Source organism: Delftia acidovorans SPH-1 (assembly GCF_000018665.1).
GTDB lineage: Bacteria > Pseudomonadota > Gammaproteobacteria > Burkholderiales > Burkholderiaceae_C > Comamonas > Comamonas acidovorans.
Map to the genome: position 1 here is coordinate 4,743,754 of NC_010002.1, position 18,952 is coordinate 4,762,705.

Here is an 18,952-nt window from a genome sequence, read left to right on the forward strand (position 1 = left end):
CCGACACCATGATTTTTGGGACAACAGAAAGCAGCAAGGGCCGGCAATGAGCGAGTATTTGCTAGAAGTCAAAGACCTGTGCATGCGCTTCGGCGGCCTGCTGGCCGTGGACCATGTGGGCTTCAACGTGCGCCCGCAGGAAGTGTTTGCCATCATCGGCCCCAACGGCGCCGGCAAGACCACGGTGTTCAACTGCATCAGCGGTTTCTACCAGCCCAGCAGCGGCTCCGTCACGCTGGACGGCAGCGCCATCGAGGGCCGCAGCAGCCACCACGTGGCCAACCACGGAGTGGTGCGCACCTTCCAGAACGTGCGGCTGTTCAAGTCCATGACGGTGCTGGAAAACCTGCTGGTGGCACAGCACCGCCGCTCAGGCGTCAACCTGCTGTCGGGCCTGTTCAACACGGCAAGCTACCGCCGCAGCGAAGAGGAAAAGATCGAGAGCGCCCTGCACTGGCTGGACGTCATGGGCCTGCGCGAGTTCGTCAACCGCGAGGCCGGCAACCTGGCCTACGGCCACCAGCGCCGCCTGGAGATCGCGCGGTGCATGATCACCAAGCCGCGCGTGCTCATGCTCGACGAACCGGCCGCCGGCCTGAACCCGCAGGAGAAGAAGGACCTGCAGGGCCTGATCGACCAGCTGCGACGCCAGTACGGCATTGCCGTGCTGCTGATCGAGCACGACATGGGCCTGGTCATGGGCGTGTCCGAGCGCATCCTCGTCATGGAGTACGGCAAACCCATCGCCATGGGCCTGCCGGATGCCATCCGCAACGATGAACGGGTCATCAAGGCCTACCTGGGAGAAGCCTGATGCCTGCCATGCTGCAACTGGAGAACATCTCCACCCACTACGGCGCCATCTGCGCGGTCGACAGCGTGAGCCTGCACGTCAACCAGGGCGAAATCGTCTCGCTGATCGGCTCCAACGGCGCCGGCAAGACCTCGCTGCTGATGACGGTGTGCGGCAACCCGCGCGCCAGCTCGGGCCGCATCTCGTTCGAGGGCGAGGACATCACCCAGCTGCCCTCGCACCACATCATGCGCAAGGGCATCGCGGTCTCGCCCGAGGGACGGCGCATCTTCTCGGACCTCACGGTCACGGACAACCTGAAGATGGGCGGATTCTTCCTGGACAAGCCGCAGATCGAGGCCAGCATCGAACATGTGTTCGGCCTCTTCCCGCGCCTGCGTGAGCGCGCCCACCAGCGCGCCGGCACCATGTCGGGCGGCGAGCAGCAGATGCTGGCCATCGGCCGCGCGCTGATGAGCAAGCCCCGCCTGCTGCTGCTGGACGAGCCCACGCTGGGCCTGGCGCCGCTGATCATTGCGCAGATCTTCGAGATCATCCAGACCATCCGCACGGCCGGCGTCACGGTCTTCCTGGTCGAGCAGAACGCCAACCGTGCCCTGCAGATCGCCGACCGCGGCTATGTGCTGGAAACCGGCAAGGTGGTGCTGGAAGACACCGGCGCCAACCTGCTGACCAACGACGCCGTGCGCCGCGCCTACCTGGGCGCCTGACAACGCACAGGCGCTTGGCGCTCGACGGGCCCGCCCTTCGGCGGGCCTTTTTCTTTTCACGCGCAGATCGCACAGTGGTCTGGTCATGCGCGGCCGATTGTGGGGTCTGCGGCCTGGGCGCAGGCGTTATAAAACACGTCCCTGCCTCTCATTGCTCCCCCACGCCCATGAACGCCTGCGCCCCCCAAGACATGCTGCAACCCCTGGCCATCGACGTGGTGTCCGTGCAGTCCCAGGTCGTCTACGGCCGCGTTGGCAACAACGTGGCCATGCCCACGCTGCAAGCGTTGGGGCTGGCGGCGGCGGCCGTGCCCACGGTGGTGTTCAGCAACACGCCGCACTATCCCAGCATCCACGGCGGAGCAATTTCCGCCGAGTGGTTTGCGGGCTATCTGCAGGACCTGGGCGCGCGCGGCGGGCTGCGGCAGTTGCAGGCCGTGCTGGCCGGCTACCTGGGCGGGCCGGCCCAGGCCACGCTGCTGGCGGACTGGGTTGCCGGCCTGCTGACGCAGCGGCCCGGCCTGCGCGTGGTGGTGGACCCGGTGATCGGCGACCACGACAGCGGCATCTATGTGGACCCCGCCATGGTCGAGGCCTACCAGCGCCACCTGCTGCCGCTGGCCGACGGGCTGACACCCAACCATTTCGAGCTGGAACGGCTGACCGCGCGCCCTGTGCGCGGCATGGACGATGTGGTCCAGGCCGCGCGCAGCCTGCTCAAGGGACGCACGCAGTGGGTGGCCGTGACCAGCGCATCGCCCGAGCTGGACGGCGAGCCTGCCCAGCGCATGCGCGTGGCCCTGGTCACGCGCGATGACGTGCATGTGATCACCCACGCGCGGGTGGATGCGGTGCCCAAGGGAACGGGCGATCTGTTCAGTGCCGCACTCACCGGCCACTGGCTGCAGGGCGCCAGCCTGCACGAGGCGGCCGAGCGTGCCTGCGAACGCATCGTGCAGGCGCTGGAGCGCACCCGGCAGGCGCACAGCGCCGAGCTGCTGCTGCCATCGGACCCTGTCGCCGCCCAGGCAGCGGCCGGGCCGGCAGCACGGGCACAAGCGATACCATCGCCCGCATGAACAATGCATCGCCTCTTCTTTCCCTGACGATTCTTACCGGCGCCTCGCGCGGCATGGGCCTGGCCATGGCCCGGCAACTGCTGGATGCCGGCCATGAACTGGTCACGCTGTCGCGCTCCACCAGCGAAGACCTGGCCCAGGCGGCCGCCACGGCGGGCGCGCCGCTGCAGCAGTGGAGCGTGGACCTTGGCGAGCCCCAGGCCGCAGCCCGCAGGCTGGGCGACTGGCTGGCCGGCATGGACGCCACGCGCTACGCCAGCGTCACCCTGATCAACAACGCGGGCGTGATTCCGCAGATTGCGCCGCTGTCGCAGCTGCAGCCCGCCGACATTGCCCAGGCCATGCGCGTAGGGCTGGAGGCGCCCATGCTGCTGACGGCCGCCTTCCTGGCCGCCACCGAGGGCTGGACGGCCGTGCCGCGCAAGGTGCTCAACATTTCTTCGGGCCTGGGCCGGCGCGCCATTGCCTCGCAGGCCTCCTACTGCGCGGCCAAGGCCGGCATGGACCACTTCAGCCGCAGCGTGGCGCTGGACGAGGCGCTCAAGCCCCACGGCGCGCGCATCTGCTCGCTGGCGCCCGGCGTCATCGATACCGACATGCAGGTGCAGCTGCGCAGCGCCGATGCCGCCGCCTTCCCCGACGCAGGCAACTTTGCCCAGCTCAAGGAGGGCGGCAAGCTGTCCACGCCCGAGCAAGCGGCAGCCCAGGTGCTGGGCTGGCTGCAGCGTGCCGATTTTGGCGAGCAGGTGGTGGCCGACGTGCGCCAGCCCTGAGCATTTTCCGGATGGCAGCCTCAATGCGGCGATGAATATCCGGCAATGGAAAAAGGCGTCGCCGCACTGACCTGAATAATCCCAATACCCGCCCTGGAAAATGTTCTGCAAGAATTACCGATTGCAGGCAGCATTTTCCATATCCAGCCTGCGCATTCGCTTGAAAATCGTCATCTGGCAAAGGATGACGTTTTTCATCTGCGTTTGCCAGTCCTGCATTTCCAATCCTCCTACAGCGGCGTCTATTGCGACTGGCAAGAATGGGGCACTCAACTCCAAGAAAGTCGGCCATGTCCATTGCCTATTCCGAATCCGCGCCCCTGGCTGAAGCGCCAGTGGTCAACACGGTCGCCACCGTAGATACCTCACGCAGCGGCGTTTCATGGGCCGCGATATTTGCCGGCGCCATGGCGGCGGCATCGCTGTCGCTGCTGCTGTTCATTCTGGGCACGGGCCTGGGCCTGTCATCGGTGTCGGTATGGTCAGGTGAAGGCCTGGATGCCGGCGCCCTGGGCCTGACGGCCGTGGCCTGGATCGCCTTCACCCAGCTGGCCTCGGCCGGCGTGGGCGGCTATCTGGCCGGGCGGCTGCGCACACGCTGGCAAGGCGTGCACACGGACGAGGTCTACTTCCGCGACACGGCCCACGGCTTTCTGTCCTGGGCACTGGCCACGCTGGCCATGGTGGCCCTGATGGGCGCCGCTGCAGGCGGTGCCGTCTCCGGCGCCTTCAAGGCCGCGCAGACCGTGGCCACCAGCGCCTCCAGCGTGGTGGGCGGCGCGATCGGCGCCGCCGGCGGTGCGGCTGCAGGCGGTGCCGCAGCCATGGCCGGCGCCTCGGGCGCCGATGCCTCGCCCCAGGGCCTGGCCTACTGGACCGGCAGCCTGTTCCGCAATTCCGGCGCCGCAACCACCACCAGCAATGCCACCCCCGCCGACCTGGCCAGCGCCACCCGCGAGGCCGGCGTGATCTTTGCTCAGTCGCTGCGCACCGGCCAGCTGTCTCCCGCCGACGAGCAATACCTGGCCCAGCTGATTGCGCGCAATTCCGATATGTCCGTGGAAGATGCGCAAAAGAAAGTGCGTAGCACCTTTGATTCCGTGCAAATGCAGATAAAGCAGGCCGAGCAAAAGGCTGAAGAAGCCAAGCAAAAGGCCAAGCAGGCAGCCGAAGAGGCGCGCAAGGCCACGGCCCATTCCATGCTCTGGCTGTTTGTTTCGCTGATGCTGGGCGCTTTTGTGGGCAGCCTGTGCGCCACCTGGGGTGGTCGTCAACGCGATGCCTTTTGATAATCCCCGGCACTGAAACCCAATCAATCCAATTCAATCCATTCAACGGAGGCTTGCCATGCGATCCATACTGCTTTTTCTCCTGGGCGTTCCCATTCCCATCATCATCCTGATTGCGCTCATCCACTGACGGATGCCGCCATGCCGGCCACGCGCAGCAAGTTCCAGGCATCCCGCCAGGCCCGCCCCACCAATGGGGCGGCCAAGGCGGCGACACCCCAGGCCTCGCTCGCGCTGTACCGGCAAAAGCGCGACTTCACGCGCACACCGGAACCTTCGGCAGAACCTTCCAGTGAGACGATTGCAGGGCAGCCCGGCGCGGGCGCCCTGCAATTTGTCATTCAAAAGCACTGGGCCAGCCACCTGCACTACGACTTTCGGCTGGAGCTGGACGGCAGCATGAAAAGCTGGGCCGTGCCCAAGGGCCCCAGCTACGACCCGGCCGACAAGCGCATGGCCGTCCAGGTGGAAGACCACCCCATGGCCTACAACCGTTTCGAGGGCCAGATTCCACCGGGACAGTACGGCGCGGGCAAGGTCATCATCTGGGACTGTGGCACCTGGCTGCCCGAGGGCGATGCGGCCGAAGGCTATCGCAAGGGCAAGCTCAAGTTCGAACTGCGCGGCCACAAGCTGCAGGGCCGCTGGACCCTGGTGCGCATGCGCGGCAAGGACGACGCCAAAAAGCCCGCCTGGCTGCTGATCAAGGAGCACGACGGCCTGGAACGTGCTGCCAGCGAATTCAACGTGGTCGAGGACATGCCCGACAGCGTGGCCGGCCTTCCCCTGCCCACCGCTACAGCGCCCGTCACCACGCCCGTCGCTACGCCCGTCACCGCGCCCATGCCGCAGAGCATCGCCCCGCAGCTGGCAACCTTGGTGGACCATGCACCTGCAGATGCCGGGCAATGGATCTTTGAGAGCAAGTTCGACGGCTACCGGCTGCTGGCGCGCATCGAGGACGGCGCCGTTCGCCTTTTCACACGCAACGGCAAGGACTGGACCACCAAAATGCCCGCCCTGGCCCACACCTTTGCCGCACTGCCCCTGCAATCGGGCTGGGTGGATGGCGAGGTGCTGATGCTGGACAGCGACAGCCGCCCTGACTTCCAGGCCCTGCAAAACGCCTTTGACGGCGAGCGCACCGACCACCTGGTGTTCTTCGCGTTTGACCTGCTGTGGCATGACGGCCAGGACCTGCGGCCCCAGCCCGTGGAGCAGCGCCGCCAGCAGTTGCAGGCCCTGCTGCACAAGGCGCCTTCGGACCGCCTTCGTTTCAGCGAGGCCTTTGACGCCCCGCCCGCCGACCTGGTGGCCGCCGCCTGCCAGCTGGGCCTGGAGGGCGTGATCGGCAAGCGGCGCGGCAGCGCCTATGCCTCGCGGCGCAGTGCGGACTGGATCAAGCTCAAGTGCGGCCTGCGCCAGGAATTCGTGATCGCGGGCTACACCGATCCCCAGGGCACGCGCACGGGCCTGGGCGCCCTGGTCCTGGCCGTGCATGGCGAGGACGGCCAGCTGCGCGCGGCAGGCAAGGTGGGCACGGGGTTCAACAGGCGCACACTGGCCGACCTGCGCCAGCGCCTGGAGCGCCTTGCCACCGGCACCTCGCCGCTGGCGGACAGCCGGGGCCTTGGCAGCGGGGTGCACTGGGTGCGCCCCACGCTGCTGGCCGAGGTCTCGTTCGCGCAGTGGACCGAGGACGGCCAGGTCCGCCATGCCGTATTCCAGGGCCTGCGTGCGGACAAGCCTGCGCGCAGCATTGTCAAAGAGGAGCCACAGCACGTGCCATCGACCGCATCTTCCGCCAGCGCTGCAGCCACGCCTGGCGCCGCACGAACGCAAACCCGCAATGCCAGGGCGGCGCGACTGCCCGCCTCGATGACCATCACCCATCCCGAGCGGGTCATCGATCCCTCCACCGGCATCACCAAGATGGATCTGGCGCGCTACTACGCCACGGTGGCGCCCTTCATGATCACCCACCTCAAGTCCCGGCCCGTGGCCATGGTGCGGGCGCCGGACGGCATCGAGGGCGAGCTGTTCTTCCAAAAGCACCTCGACCAGGCGCCGCTGCAGGGCATCGCCGCCCTGACGCCGGAACTGGACCCCGGCCATGCCCCGCTGATGGAGGTGTCCCGGCGCGAAGGCCTGGTGGCGGCGGCGCAGATGAACACCATCGAATGGCACACCTGGAACGCGCGCAAGGACCGCATCGACCGGCCCGACCGCATGACCTTCGACCTGGACCCGGGCGAAGGCGTCCCCTGGCAGCAGGTGCAGGAGGCCGCCAGCCTGCTGCATGTGCTGCTGCAGGAGCTGGAGCTGCCGGCCTTCCTCAAGACCAGCGGCGGCAAGGGCCTGCACGTGGTCGTGCCCATCAAGCGGCTGCTGGACTGGGACACCGTCAAGGCCTTCTCGCAGGCCGTGGTCCAGCACCTGGCCCATGCCGTGCCCCAGCGCTTCGTGGCCAAAAGCGGGCCGCGCAACCGCGTGGGAAAGATTTTTGTGGACTACCTGCGCAACGGCTTCGGCGCCACCACGGCCTGCGCGTGGACGGCCCGGGCGCGGCCGGGCATGGGCATCTCCGTGCCCGTGGCCTGGAACGAGCTGGACAGGCTCACGGGCGGCGCGCACTGGACCATTCGCTCGGTAGACCAGCGCCTGCGCCTGGGCAACTCCCCCTGGGAGCACTACGGCACGGCCGCCGTGGGCCTGGGCCGCGCCATGAAGGCGCTGGGCTTCGAGGCGCAGCACTGAGCACCGTCCTGCAGGAATCGAAGAAAGCACCGCCATGAAGAAAGCCGCCTCCCCCAAATCCAGCCCGTCCACCTCCGCGCGCAGCATGTGGAAGGGCGCCATCAGCTTTGGCCTGGTGCACATTCCCATCGGCCTGTACGCGGCCACGGCCAGCTCGGACATCGACTTCGACTGGCTGGACAAGCGCAACATGCAGCCCGTGGGCTACAAGCGCATCAACAAGGTCACGGGCAAGGAAGTGGCCACGGCCGACATCGTCAAGGGCGTGGAATTCGAAGAAGGCCGCTACGTGGTGCTGAGCGCTGAAGAGATTGCCGCCGCCTTTCCCAAGACCACGCAGACCATCGAGATCGAGGCCTTTGTCGATGCCCAGGACATCCCCTTCATCTACCTGGAACGCCCCTACTACACCGCCCCCCTGCACCGTGGCCAGAAGGTCTACGCCCTGCTGCGCGAGGCCCTGCGCAAGAGCAACAAGGTGGGCGTGGCCAAGGTGGTCATCCAGACCAAGCAGCACCTGGCCATCCTGATTCCCTGCGGCCGGGCGCTGGTGCTGAACCTGCTGCGCTGGGGCGGCGAGATCCGCTCCTTCGAGCAGCTGGACCTTCCGCCGCTGGACGCCAAGGCCGCCGGCATCAAGAGCGCCGAGATGACCATGGCCATGGCCCTCATCAAGGACATGAGCCAGGCCTGGGACGCCGACCAGTTCCGCAACTCCTTCAGCGAGGAAATCCACCAGCTCGTGCAGGCCAAGGCGCATGCGGGCGATGTGCAAAACGTGGAAAAACAGGAGACCACACCCGCCGCGCCGGCCAACGCGGCCGTGCTGGACCTGACGGCCCTGCTCAAGAACAGCCTGGGCAAGGGCGCAGGCGGACCATCCGCCACCGCAGCCAAGGAAAAAAATACCGCGTCAACGGTAAAAAATGCAAAGACCCCAGCGCCCAGAAAATCGACAAAATCCACAAAAAACCCGGCCAGGGCCCCTGCAAAACGCCCCGCCGCCAAATAACCCCATATTTGGCCTGGCTGCATTTTTTACAAAAGCAATTTCATTATAAGAAATACATCCATTTGTACCGACAAAATGGAACAAGACCACTCCATAGCAAATTCCAATGCTTTACCAAAAGTAATCTTCCAAATATCCTACAAGCCGGCCATTTTCACGGTCGCACAATGAAATTGCAGTGATGACGGCATCGCTGTTTACTTAAGGAGTACGGAAATGACGCAACAGACCAACAACCCTCAAGGCAACACGGCCAGCAACCAGCAAAACGACAAGAACAAGCAGCAGCAGCAACAGAACAATCCGGGGCAGCAGCAGCAAAGCAATCCCAACAACCCGAACAATCCCAACCAACAGCAGCAACAGAGCAATCCCCAGCGCAACCAACCAGGGGAACAGCAAAAGCAGGGCAGCCATCAGCAGCGTTAAGCTGCCGATAGCGTGAACTGGCAAAGGGCCCCCTGGGCCCTTTTTTTATCTCCAGAGCTTTGCTGACGATGCCCTTTGGCTCAGCCAATCGCCTCTTCCAATAATTATTGCCTCATACAACAGGCCAGCCTCTTTCTTTCAAGGAGTAAATCGTGGCTAAGAAATCCCCTGGTGAAAAGAAATCGTCCAAGCAATCCCCCACGGGCCATGGCGGAGAATTACAGCAACAGGCCGACGGACAGCACCCCGGATTGACCACGCAGCAAGGAATTCCGGTTCCTGACAATCAGAACTCTCTCACCGCCTGGGAAAAAGGCCCTACGCTGCTGGAAGATTTCATCCTGCGCGAGAAAATCACGCATTTCGACCATGAGCGCATTCCAGAGCGAATCGTCCATGCACGCGGCACAGGCGCCCACGGTTATTTCCAGCTGACAGATTCGCTGGAGGAGTACACCACCGCCAAGGTCCTGACCGAAACCGGCAAGCAAGTGCCGATCTTTGTGCGCTTCTCCACCGTGGCCGGTGGAGCAGGCTCGGTGGACACCCCGCGCGATGTGCGCGGCTTTGCCATCAAGTTCTATACCGAAGAGGGCAACTGGGACCTGGTGGGCAACAACATACCGGTCTTCTTCATCCAGGACGCCATGAAATTCCCCGACCTGGTCCATGCCGTGAAGATGGAACCCGACCGGGGCTTTCCGCAGGCCGCCACGGCGCACGACACGTTCTGGGACTTCATCTCCCTCATGCCCGAGTCCATGCACATGGTCATGTGGATCATGAGCGACCGCACCATTGCACGCAGCCTGCGCATGATCGAGGGCTTTGGCGTGCACAGCTTCCGGCTGGTCAATGCCCAGGGTGAAAGCACCTTCGTGAAGTTTCACTGGCGGCCCGAACTGGGCATCCAGTCCACGGTCTGGGACGAGGCCCTCAAGCTGCAGGCCGCAGACAACGACTACCACCGTCGCGACCTGTTCGAGGCCATCGAGGCGGGCGACTACCCGGCCTGGGAGCTGTGCGTGCAGCTGTTCTCGCAGGAGCAGGCAGACGCCCTGCCCTACGACCACCTGGACCCCACCAAGCTCATCCCCGAAGAGGAAATTCCGCTGCGCAAGATAGGCCGCTTCGTGCTGGACCGCTGGCCCGACAACTTCTTCGCCGAGACCGAGCAGGTGGCCTTCTGCCCGGCCAATATCCCGCCCGGCATCGATTTCAGCAACGACCCGCTGCTGCAGGGCCGCCTGTTCTCGTACCTGGACACCCAGCTGTCGCGCCTGGGCGGGCCCAACTTCACGCAGCTGCCCATCAACGCGCCCAAATGCCCGTTCGCCCACCACCAGCGCGACGGCCACATGCAGACCGAGGTGCCCAAGGGCCGCGTGGCCTACGAGCCCTCCAGCCTGCAGGCCGACAGCCCGCGCGCCTCGGCAGCCCGCGGCTTGCGGCACTTTGCGCAGCCCGCGCAGGAGGGCGCCAAGGGCCGCATCCGCCCCGAGAGCTTTGCCGACCACTACAGCCAGGCGCGCATGTTCTACCAAAGCCAGAGCGCGCAGGAGCAGGCCCACATCGCCAGCGCCCTGGTGTTCGAGCTGTCCAAGGTACAGACGCCGCATGTGCGCCTGGCCGTGGTCGGCCACCTGCAGGTGATAGACGCCGACCTGGCAAAGCGCGTGGCCGACGGCCTGGGCCTGCCCCAGTTGCCGCCTGCCGCCAAGCCTGCCGTGCCCCCGCAAAAGCTGCCGCCCAGCCCGGCCACGCGCATCATCGACCGCATGAAGCCCACCTTGCAGGGCCGCTGCGTTGCCATCCTGGTGGACGAAGGCTCCAGCGCCCGGCACGTTGCCGCCTTCCACCAGGCGCTGGTGGCGCAAAAGGCCAGCGTGAAGATCATTGCGCCCAAGATCGGCGGCGCCACGCTGGACGACGGCAGCCACCTGCCCGCCGACGGCCAGCTGGCCGGATCGCCGTCCGCGCAGTTCGATGCCGTGGTGTCCATCATCACGCTGGAGCGCGGCCAGGCGCTGGCCCATGAGGCAGCCGCGCAGGACTGGTTCCGCGACGCCTTCGGCCACCTCAAGGCCATTGCCGCCTGCAAGGCCACGCAGCACATCATGAAGACGGCCGGCATCACGCCGGACGAGGGCGTGTTCCCCATCGACAAGCCCGAACCCTTCATCGAAGGCGCCAAAAAGCGCTTCTGGGCCCGCGAAGCGAAGCTGAGAACGCTGGCCTGACCCCCCGCCCCGGCGTGCGCCACATCATTGCCACCAGATGGCACCGCGCCGGACTTCAACCAGCCTTGTACCCGGGCCATTTCCCTCGGGTCCAGGCATGGCGCTTGCCACGGCAACGCCAAGGCCGGCCCCGCCTGCCACCCCTACAGGAGCAACTTCCCATGATCACTTCGGTACCTGCACCCCCTGTCACCCCACCTGTCACCCCGCCTGTTGCGCCCCCCGTCAACCCGCCACCCACCGAGCCGCTGGTTCCGCCCGTGGGCGACCCGCCACCGGCCCCGGCACCTTCGCCCTATTCCGACCCGCCCATTGCCCCGCCTCCACCGCCGCCGCAGGGGGTGCACTGAGCTCCGCGCCAGCCAGGGACAGGGCAGCGAACGCAGACGGCCCCGGCCCTGCCCTGACCTATGTGAACGACCGCATGCCCGGCTGGCGCCGCGTGCGGCGCGGCAAGGGCTTTTCCTATGTGGCACAGGACGGCAAGCCCGTGCGCGATGCCCAGGCACTGGCGCGCATCCGCAAACTCGCCATTCCACCGGCCTATGTGGATGTCTGGATCTGCCCCGATCCCCAGGGCCACCTGCAGGCCACGGGCCGCGACGCCCGGGGCCGCAAGCAGTACCGCTACCACCCGCAGTGGCAGGAACAGCGCAAGCAGGTCAAGTTCGACCGCATGCGCGCCTTTGGCCGCCACCTGCCCGCCATCCGTCGGGCGGTGGCGCGCGACCTCAAGCCTGGCCGGCCGCAGCTGGACACCGTGGTGGCCGCCATCGTCTGGCTGCTGGACTGCACGGCCCTGCGCATAGGCAATGACGAGTATTCCGAGAGCAATGGCTCCTACGGCCTCACCACGCTCAGGAACCGCCATGCCCAGGTGCACGCGGGTGAGCTGACGCTGAGCTTCAAGGGCAAGAGCGGCGTGCTGCAGCAGGCCCGCGTGTCCGACCGGGCCGTGGCCCGCATCGTCAAGCGCTGCCAGGAGTTGCCGGGCCAGCGGCTGTTCCAGTTCATCGACGATGAAGGCGAAGTCCACCATGTGCGATCCGAGCATGTGAACGACTACATCCGCAGGATTTGCGGCAAGGCTGCGGCCCATGGGGCTGATGCCGCTGATGCCGCAGATGCCGCAGACGGCCCGGATTTCAGCGCCAAGGATTTCCGCACCTGGCATGCCAGCGTGTACGCGCTGGAACTGGCGCTGGAACTGGCGCTGACCGCAGGCAAGGCAGCGTCGCAAGAAGGCGCAGGCACCAGTGCGGCGGCGCTGAACGCTCTGGTCACGCAGGTCGCCCGGCGCCTGGGCAATACCTGTGCGGTTTGCCGCAAGTTCTACATCCATCCCCAGGTGCTGGCCCTGTGCGAGCAACCTGGACAGGACATTCCCACCGCACCGGACAGGCGCCCGCGCGGACTGAGCGCCAAGGAATGCCTGTTCCTGGGGCTGCTGCAGCCCCGCAGCGGCCGGCGCGCCAGTCGCCAGCCGCCTCCCTGATGCCGCCTCCCGCACGCCCGGCAAACACTGTGCCTGTGGACTGACAAGACGCCCGCATGCTCGCCCTTAAACTGGCAGATCATGAAATTTTGTCAAAACGCGTTGCGGCGAGGACCCCTGGAGGCCATGCAATGAACCACGTGCTGATCGTCGATGACGATGCGGATTCCGCAGCGACCATGCGCGAACTCGTGGGCGTGGACCGCTTCTCGGTCGCCGTGGCCCACACCCTGCGCGACGCGCGCCGGCAGATGGCCATGCAGCCGCCCAGCCTGGTGCTGCTGGACCTGCAACTGCCCGATGGCAACGGCATGGACCTTTTTGGCGACCAGCAGGTGCCGCAGGACTCGCAGATCGTGCTGGTGACCGGCCACGCCAGCCTGGACTCCTCCATCGAGGCCCTGCGCCGCGGCGCCATGGACTATCTGGTCAAGCCCGTGGGCATCGGGCGGCTGGAGGACATTCTTTCGCGCTTTCTGATCCCCACGGCCGGCCTGCCGGAGACGGGCACCAGCACCGTCACGGGCGCGGCCTTCGACCAGATCACCCCGCAAGACAGGCCCGGCGCCGGCTACTGCGCGCAGGAAGGGCGCTTTGGCCGGCTGTGGGGCGGCTCGGCCCCCATGCAGCGGCTGTACCAGCAGATGGAGCGCGTGGCGGGCACCTCGGTCACGGTCTTTCTGACGGGCGAAAGCGGCACCGGCAAGGAAGTCGTGGCACAGACCCTGCATGAGCTGAGCCAGCGGCGCAGCCGGCCCTTCCTGGCGGTCAATTGCGGTGCCATTTCTCCGCACCTGATCGAAAGCGAGATCTTTGGCCACGAAAAGGGCAGCTTCACCGGCGCCGACCGCCAGCACCAGGGCTTTTTCGAGCGCGCGGCCACGGGCACGCTGTTTCTGGACGAAATCACGGAAATGTCGATGGAGCTGCAGGTCAAGCTGCTGCGCGTGCTGGAGACCGGGCGCTTCATGCGCGTGGGCTCCACCCAGACGCTGCAGACCGATGTGCGCGTGATCGCCGCCACCAACCGCTGCCCCTACGAGGCCGTGGCCAGCGGCAAGCTGCGCGAAGACCTGCTGTACCGCCTGAACGTCTTCCCCATCGAGCTGCCGCCGCTGCGCGAGCGCCTGACCGACGTTCCGCTGCTTGCGCAGCATTTCATGGAGGCCATCTCCCAGCGCGAGGGCCAGGCCAAGCAATTCACGGCATCGGCCCTCAAGCAGCTTGCGCAATACAGCTGGCCCGGCAACGTGCGCGAGTTGCGCAATGCCGTGCAGCGCGCCTATGTGATGGAGCCCGGCCCGCTGGTGGGCCAGGAATGGCTGCCCCGGCCGCCCGTGGCCATTGCCCAGCAGCCGGTCCCGGTGCATCCGGCCGCCCACGCCCTGCACCTGCAGCAAGTGCCTCAAATGCCGCAAATGCCACATATGCCGCAGGCGCGGTCCATGCCAATGAGCGCGCCATTGAACGCGCCAGTGAGCGCGCCACTGACCGCCCCCATCACCCCCACCATCACAGCGCATGCGCCCGCCGACCACGCCCATGCAGTCGCCACCTACGACCTGCCCGACACGGAGCCGGCCACCATACAGCTGCCCATCGGCATGACCATGGCGCAGGCCGAGCGGCTGCTCATCCAGGCCACGCTCAAGCAGTGCAAGTACCAGAAGGAACGCACGGCAGCCGTGCTCGGCATCAGCCTCAAGACCCTGTACAACCGGCTCAGGGACTATGCGGGCGGCAAAAAGGGCGAGACGGACGCCGAGCACGGCTGACACCCAAACTTGCAGGCACGCTGCTTGCCGCCTTGCTTGCACCTTCGTTGCAACCGAGGACAAGCCCATGGACTCCTCTCCTCCCCGCGCCTACGGTGTCTTCAAGCCCGTGGGCCACATGGTGGTCTCGTTTCCCACGGCTGCGCAGGCCGACGACGGCGTGGCCGCGCTGCAGGCGCTTGAGCTGCCCGCCCAGGACATCCAGCGCTATTCCGACCGGGAAATGCTGGCCCAGATCGATGAAGACCTGCGCCAGGCCAGCCCCGTTGCCGCCGTGGGCCAGGAGCTCAACCTGGTCAAGGCCCACCAGGCCCTGGCCGAACGCGGCTACCACTGGCTGGTGGTGCGCGTGGACAACGACGAGGCCGCACGCACGGCCGCCGATGCCCTGAAGGCCGCCGGCGCCGAGCGCGCCCAACTGTATGGCCGCTTCATCATCGAGGAATTGATAGAGCACGCCGCCGACCTGCCCCAGGTCAGCGAGTCGCCCGACCGGGGCCTGGATGCCCAGACGCCTTCGGGCCATGAGGCGGAGCGTGCAGAGCTGCGCCCCGCTTCGGACCAGGACACCGCCCCTGCCAAGCCGAGGCTCTGAACGGCCTGCAGGAGCCAGGCACGCCGATTGCCCTTGACAACCAACCGTAACTTTTTTTCAAGGGCAATGGCATGGACTTCCTCATCTGGCTGATGGTGGGTGGCCTGGTCGGCTGGATTACCAGCATGGTCACGAACACCCAGGCCGAGCAAGGCATTTTGCTCAACGTGGTCATAGGCGCCATTGGCGCACTGCTGGGCGGCTGGCTGCTGGCGCCGCTGCTGGGGCCTTCGGCCATGAATGCGCAGACGGAGGCGCCGGCCACCTCCATGTCCATCTTCGTCTCTCTGGCCTGCGCCGTTGCGCTGCTGGCCATCTTCAACCTGTGCAAGCCGAGCGTGCCGCGCTGAAAGCGGCCAGGCAGCCTGTCAGTCCAGCCTTTGCGCCAGACAGTCCTGCGCCGCCATGGCCACGCGCGGCAGCACCAGTGAGACCGCCAGGCAGCGGCCATGCTCGCCCTCGGCCCGCACCACGCCGCCGCGCTCCAGGCACAGGCGGCGCGCCAGGCTCAGGCCGCAGGTGGCGTCCGCATCGGAATCGTTCAAGGGAGTGAAGACAGGCGGCGGGTCCTGCCTTTCCACACTGTCCAGCAGTGACGCGCCCGCCTCGCCGGTGCCGGTGCTGGCCGCGCCCGCCCCGTGGGCCAGGGCCTCGATGCGGATCTCCACCAGCGCATTCCCTCGAGAAGCTGCGGCCTGGTCCTGATCCTGGTTCTGATCCTCGGACAGGGGCCGGGCGGCCATGTGCACCTGCGCGCCATCGGTCATCGCTTCGCGGATGGCGAGAAAAATGCTGATCAGCGCCAGTTCCAGCTCGTCCGGGTCCACGTGCACGCCCAATCGCGGCGCCGGCTGGCCGGGCTGACTGGCCTCGGCAGGCTCCGCCACCTCCAGCGCCATGCGCTTGCCCAGCACCACGGCCAGCGTGCCCTGCAGGCCGGGCAGCCAGCGGTACAGGTCCACCACCAGCGCATGCGTGCAATGGTGCGCCCCAAAACGCAGCAGTTGCTGCGTGAGGCGGCTGGCCGTGTCCACCGAGCGCAGCATGGCCTGGGCAGGCAGGCTCAGTGCCGGGTCCTCGGAGCGCCGCTCTATCAGATAGGCGCTGTTGCTCAGAATGCCCAGCTGGTTGTTGAACTCATGGGAAAACCGGCCTGCCAGCCGCCCCACCACCTGCAGACGTTCGCTCTGGAGACGGGCAGCGGCCTCTTCGAGGCCGGCAGTGTCCACCGCAGCGCCTTCTGACAGGCCGGCACCGCCGCCGCCCTGGCCATGGTCTTGCGCATTGCCGCCCGTTGCCGGCAACACCAGGGAAGCGCTGCCCCGCAGCGCCAGCCGCGCCAATCCCAGGCCCGCCACCGCAAACAAAACGATGGCCACCCAGATCACCCCCTTCAGGGGCCGGGAGCATGCGGGGTCCAGCGCAGAACAGGGAACCCAGCTCACCCAGGTCCAGCCCTGGGCGGACTTGCTGAAGAAGGCCCGCAGCGGCCCGCCCTGCGCATCTGGCAGATCCAGCCAGCCCTGCGAAGCTCCCTGCCCTGCGCCCTGACCTGCGCTTTGCTCTGCGCCTTGCCCCGCACTGCTCACGCCGGGCGCAGCCTGCGCCAGGCTGGCCGCCAGCCGCTCGCTGAAATCGGCGGGCAAGGCAGGCAGGTCGGCTGCCGCGCCGGGCCCGGCCGGCAGGGCGCGGCCTGTGCTGTCCACCAGAAAGCCGGGCCAGCCGGAGTCCAGCAAGGGCCCCAGGGCCGCCAGCACCTGGTCGACGCCGGCCGTGCCCGGCTCCTTGTCCAGCAGACGGGCCACGGCCATGCTGCTGACGCGCGCGGCCTGCTCCTGCGCCGCATGCTCGGATTGGTAGGCGCGCAACAGCAGCCAGGACGAGGCCGCCAGCACAAAGACCAGCAAGGCCAGCAGCAGCAGGACCAACCTCAGGCGTATGGACATGGGATCTTCGGGCAGGGCATCACGCGGCGCCTCCCGTGGAACGGAATTCTGGGCCCCCGGGGGCGGGACCGTGTGGAAGCTGGTGGACTGGTACATGGCAAAGTTTGCAGAAAACCTTGCGCCCAAACGGCAATTTCTGCCGTGGACGCCATGACCGGCCCCGCTGTTCCAGAACCGATCTCCCGCAGCGGCGGCAAAACCCTGGGCCCCGTGCCGCCTGCGCAGGGAGACCACAGCAGGTTTCGTGCCCAAAGTGTATCCAGACGATTCGCCGCCCGCATGGCGGCATGGAGCTTGCGTCTTCGTGTCATTGCACCAAGGAGATGAAATGGGTTCCATGCACCTCAGGGCGGACATACGCCAGTCCCAGACGCTTTCTCCCCGCCTGCAGCTTGCGGTGCGGATGCTGCAGATGTCCTCGCTGGACTTTGCCGCCGTGGTGCGCAGCAAGCTGGAGGACAACCCGTTCCTGGAAGACCCGCAGGATGCGCAGTACGGCGAGTACGAACAGGGGCTGCTCGACGGCAAGGAGCTGGGTGAAGAGGGCCGGGAAGGCGGCATGGGCAGGCTGGCCCCGGAGGCAGGCCTGGCCCCGGACACCGGCATGGATGACGGCATCGGCATGGGCATCGGTATGGACATGGACCGCGACCTCCCCGGCATGCAGCACCCGCCCGACCCGGCCGACCACCTGCCCGGCCCCGCCACCGAACCCGCCGACGACCGCGACCTGTGGCTGGCCGACATGCATACGGGCGCGCGCCAGGGGGTGGATGGAGAAGGCACGGCCATGGATCTGGCCGCCTGCGAGACCACGCTGGCCATGCACCTGCACGGCCAGCTCAATGTGATGGCGATGACGCCACGCGACCTGTGCATGGCCCGGGCCATCGTGGAGTCGCTGGACGACGACGGCTATCTGCGCACCGACCTGCAGGAGCTGGCCGGCCTGCTGGCCCTCAGCCCCGCACCTGACGCGCAGGAAATGCTCATTGCCCTGCGCCTGGTGCAATCGCTGGACCCGGCCGGCGTGGCCGCCCGCAGCGTGGGCGAATGCCTGTTGCTGCAATGCCCGCAGATCGGCGATGCCCGCCTGCGCCAGCTGGCCCAGGCCATGGTGCAGGACCACATGGATGCGCTGGCCGCCCGCGACGTGCCCCGGCTGGCCCGGGCGCTGCAGGTGCCGCCCGCGCAGATCACGCAGGCGCTGGACTGCATACGTCGGCTGAACCCCAGGCCGGGCTGGAACTTCGGCTCCTCCCACGTGGACTACATCGTTCCCGACGTGATCGTGCGCCGGGGCCAGAACGGCTGGAACGTGCACCTCAACCCCGCGGTCGTGCCGCGCGTGCGCCTGAACCGCGTCTACGAGCAACTGTTTCAGCGCCACCGCCGCAGCGGCCAGAACCAACTGGCCGACCACCTGCAGGATGCGCGCTGGACGGTGCGCAACGTGGAGCAGCGCTTTTCCACCATCCTCGACGTGGCGCAGGCCATCGTGCGCAAGCAGCAGCTGTTCCTGGAGTTCGGCGCCATGGCCATGAAGCCGCTGGTGCTGCGCGAGATTGCCGAGGAAGTGGGCGTGCACGAGTCCACCGTCTCGCGCGTGACCAACAACAAATACATGGCCACGCCCACGGGCGTTTTCGAGCTCAAGCATTTCTTCTCGCGCCCCATGCTCAGCGCCAGCGGCAATGCCTGCTCGGCCACGGCCATCCGCGAGCTGATCGGCGACATCATCGCGGCCGAGTCCGATGCCCGGCCGCTGTCGGATGTCGAAATCGCACGCCAGCTGAGTGCCCAGGGCCTGGTCGTGGCGCGCCGCACCGTCACCAAATACCGCCAGCTGCTGCGCATAGAACCGGCCGACCGGCGCAGGCGCCACGCCTGAAACCTGGCTTGGTGGCAAGCGGCGTGCCTGTCCAAAGCCTGTCCGGCCCGTCCTGCCAAGCCCCACCGCCGTGCAGCGGCTTGTCGCTCCCGCAGGGCATGCCTTGTCCGACAGTTGCAGGCCGCCGCCCGGCCTAAGGTGAAAGCT

At 66.8% G+C, this 18,952-nt stretch carries 15 protein-coding genes; 14 read left to right on the forward strand and 1 reads right to left on the reverse strand.

Annotated features, from left to right (window positions below):
- The first annotated feature begins 46 nt into the window (after positions 1-46).
- The 13 genes from livG (at position 47) to DACI_RS21905 (ending at position 15,318) form a co-directional block, all read left to right on the forward strand.
- Positions 47-814 (forward strand): high-affinity branched-chain amino acid ABC transporter ATP-binding protein LivG, encoded by a 768-nt coding sequence (livG, locus tag DACI_RS21845; RefSeq protein WP_012206137.1) that lies wholly within the window; start codon positions 47-49, stop codon positions 812-814.
- 8 nt (positions 815-822) lie between these two features.
- On the forward strand, positions 823-1,524 hold the full coding sequence (locus DACI_RS21850; RefSeq protein WP_043783597.1) for an ABC transporter ATP-binding protein: 702 nt from the start codon (positions 823-825) through the stop codon (positions 1,522-1,524).
- A gap of 167 nt (positions 1,525-1,691) precedes the next feature.
- The gene (gene pdxK / locus DACI_RS21855; protein ID WP_012206139.1) at positions 1,692-2,603 is read left to right on the forward strand and encodes a pyridoxine/pyridoxal/pyridoxamine kinase; all 912 of its coding nucleotides are present in this window, start codon (positions 1,692-1,694) and stop codon (positions 2,601-2,603) included.
- The gene (locus tag DACI_RS21860; RefSeq protein ID WP_012206140.1) at positions 2,600-3,376 is read left to right on the forward strand and encodes an SDR family NAD(P)-dependent oxidoreductase; all 777 of its coding nucleotides are present in this window, start codon (positions 2,600-2,602) and stop codon (positions 3,374-3,376) included. The genes pdxK and DACI_RS21860 overlap by 4 nt, the downstream gene beginning before the upstream one ends.
- A gap of 290 nt (positions 3,377-3,666) precedes the next feature.
- Positions 3,667-4,665 carry a hypothetical protein gene (locus tag DACI_RS21865; protein ID WP_043782257.1) on the forward strand — a complete coding sequence of 333 codons (999 nt, stop codon included), beginning with the start codon at positions 3,667-3,669 and terminating at the stop codon, positions 4,663-4,665.
- Between the two features lie 141 nt (positions 4,666-4,806).
- Positions 4,807-7,422 carry a DNA ligase D gene (ligD, locus tag DACI_RS21870; protein ID WP_012206142.1) on the forward strand — a complete coding sequence of 872 codons (2,616 nt, stop codon included), beginning with the start codon at positions 4,807-4,809 and terminating at the stop codon, positions 7,420-7,422.
- 34 nt (positions 7,423-7,456) lie between these two features.
- Positions 7,457-8,434, forward strand: coding sequence for a non-homologous end joining protein Ku (ku, locus tag DACI_RS21875; protein WP_012206143.1), 978 nt, complete (start codon positions 7,457-7,459; stop codon positions 8,432-8,434).
- A gap of 216 nt (positions 8,435-8,650) precedes the next feature.
- Positions 8,651-8,863 carry a hypothetical protein gene (locus DACI_RS21880; RefSeq protein WP_012206144.1) on the forward strand — a complete coding sequence of 71 codons (213 nt, stop codon included), beginning with the start codon at positions 8,651-8,653 and terminating at the stop codon, positions 8,861-8,863.
- 152 nt (positions 8,864-9,015) lie between these two features.
- Positions 9,016-11,103 (forward strand): catalase, encoded by a 2,088-nt coding sequence (locus DACI_RS21885; protein ID WP_012206145.1) that lies wholly within the window; start codon positions 9,016-9,018, stop codon positions 11,101-11,103.
- 424 nt (positions 11,104-11,527) lie between these two features.
- Positions 11,528-12,598 (forward strand): DNA topoisomerase IB, encoded by a 1,071-nt coding sequence (locus tag DACI_RS21890; RefSeq protein WP_043783600.1) that lies wholly within the window; start codon positions 11,528-11,530, stop codon positions 12,596-12,598.
- A gap of 131 nt (positions 12,599-12,729) precedes the next feature.
- The gene (locus tag DACI_RS21895) at positions 12,730-14,373 is read left to right on the forward strand and encodes a sigma-54-dependent transcriptional regulator (protein WP_012206147.1); all 1,644 of its coding nucleotides are present in this window, start codon (positions 12,730-12,732) and stop codon (positions 14,371-14,373) included.
- 67 nt (positions 14,374-14,440) lie between these two features.
- Positions 14,441-14,968 (forward strand): hypothetical protein, encoded by a 528-nt coding sequence (locus tag DACI_RS21900; RefSeq protein WP_012206148.1) that lies wholly within the window; start codon positions 14,441-14,443, stop codon positions 14,966-14,968.
- Positions 14,969-15,039: 71 nt separating this feature from the next.
- Entirely contained in the window at positions 15,040-15,318 is a 279-nt protein-coding gene (locus tag DACI_RS21905; RefSeq protein ID WP_012206149.1) for a GlsB/YeaQ/YmgE family stress response membrane protein, read from the forward strand.
- A gap of 18 nt (positions 15,319-15,336) precedes the next feature.
- Here the strand turns inward: DACI_RS21905 and DACI_RS21910 are convergent, their stop codons facing one another.
- Positions 15,337-16,914 carry a nitrogen regulation protein NR(II) gene (locus DACI_RS21910; RefSeq protein WP_012206150.1) on the reverse strand — a complete coding sequence of 526 codons (1,578 nt, stop codon included), beginning with the start codon at positions 16,912-16,914 and terminating at the stop codon, positions 15,337-15,339.
- Positions 16,915-17,242: 328 nt separating this feature from the next.
- Between DACI_RS21910 and rpoN the strand changes: the two genes are divergently transcribed.
- The gene (gene rpoN / locus DACI_RS21915) at positions 17,243-18,805 is read left to right on the forward strand and encodes an RNA polymerase factor sigma-54 (protein WP_012206151.1); all 1,563 of its coding nucleotides are present in this window, start codon (positions 17,243-17,245) and stop codon (positions 18,803-18,805) included.
- The last annotated feature ends 147 nt before the right edge of the window (positions 18,806-18,952 follow it).

What these genes read in the sequence shown, in the direction of transcription:
- livG (WP_012206137.1), top strand. Translation starts at nt 47, where the DNA reads ATGAGCGAGTATTTGCTAGAAGTCAAAGACCTGTGCATGCGCTTCGGC.
- DACI_RS21850 (WP_043783597.1), top strand. Translation starts at nt 823, where the DNA reads ATGCTGCAACTGGAGAACATCTCCACCCACTACGGCGCCATCTGCGCG.
- pdxK (WP_012206139.1), top strand. Translation starts at nt 1,692, where the DNA reads ATGAACGCCTGCGCCCCCCAAGACATGCTGCAACCCCTGGCCATCGAC.
- DACI_RS21860 (WP_012206140.1), top strand. Translation starts at nt 2,600, where the DNA reads ATGAACAATGCATCGCCTCTTCTTTCCCTGACGATTCTTACCGGCGCC.
- DACI_RS21865 (WP_043782257.1), top strand. Translation starts at nt 3,667, where the DNA reads ATGTCCATTGCCTATTCCGAATCCGCGCCCCTGGCTGAAGCGCCAGTG.
- ligD (WP_012206142.1), top strand. Translation starts at nt 4,807, where the DNA reads ATGCCGGCCACGCGCAGCAAGTTCCAGGCATCCCGCCAGGCCCGCCCC.
- ku (WP_012206143.1), top strand. Translation starts at nt 7,457, where the DNA reads ATGAAGAAAGCCGCCTCCCCCAAATCCAGCCCGTCCACCTCCGCGCGC.
- DACI_RS21880 (WP_012206144.1), top strand. Translation starts at nt 8,651, where the DNA reads ATGACGCAACAGACCAACAACCCTCAAGGCAACACGGCCAGCAACCAG.
- DACI_RS21890 (WP_043783600.1), top strand. Translation starts at nt 11,528, where the DNA reads ATGCCCGGCTGGCGCCGCGTGCGGCGCGGCAAGGGCTTTTCCTATGTG.
- DACI_RS21895 (WP_012206147.1), top strand. Translation starts at nt 12,730, where the DNA reads ATGAACCACGTGCTGATCGTCGATGACGATGCGGATTCCGCAGCGACC.
- DACI_RS21900 (WP_012206148.1), top strand. Translation starts at nt 14,441, where the DNA reads ATGGACTCCTCTCCTCCCCGCGCCTACGGTGTCTTCAAGCCCGTGGGC.
- DACI_RS21905 (WP_012206149.1), top strand. Translation starts at nt 15,040, where the DNA reads ATGGACTTCCTCATCTGGCTGATGGTGGGTGGCCTGGTCGGCTGGATT.
- DACI_RS21910 (WP_012206150.1), bottom strand. Translation starts at nt 16,914, where the DNA reads ATGTCCATACGCCTGAGGTTGGTCCTGCTGCTGCTGGCCTTGCTGGTC.
- rpoN (WP_012206151.1), top strand. Translation starts at nt 17,243, where the DNA reads ATGGGTTCCATGCACCTCAGGGCGGACATACGCCAGTCCCAGACGCTT.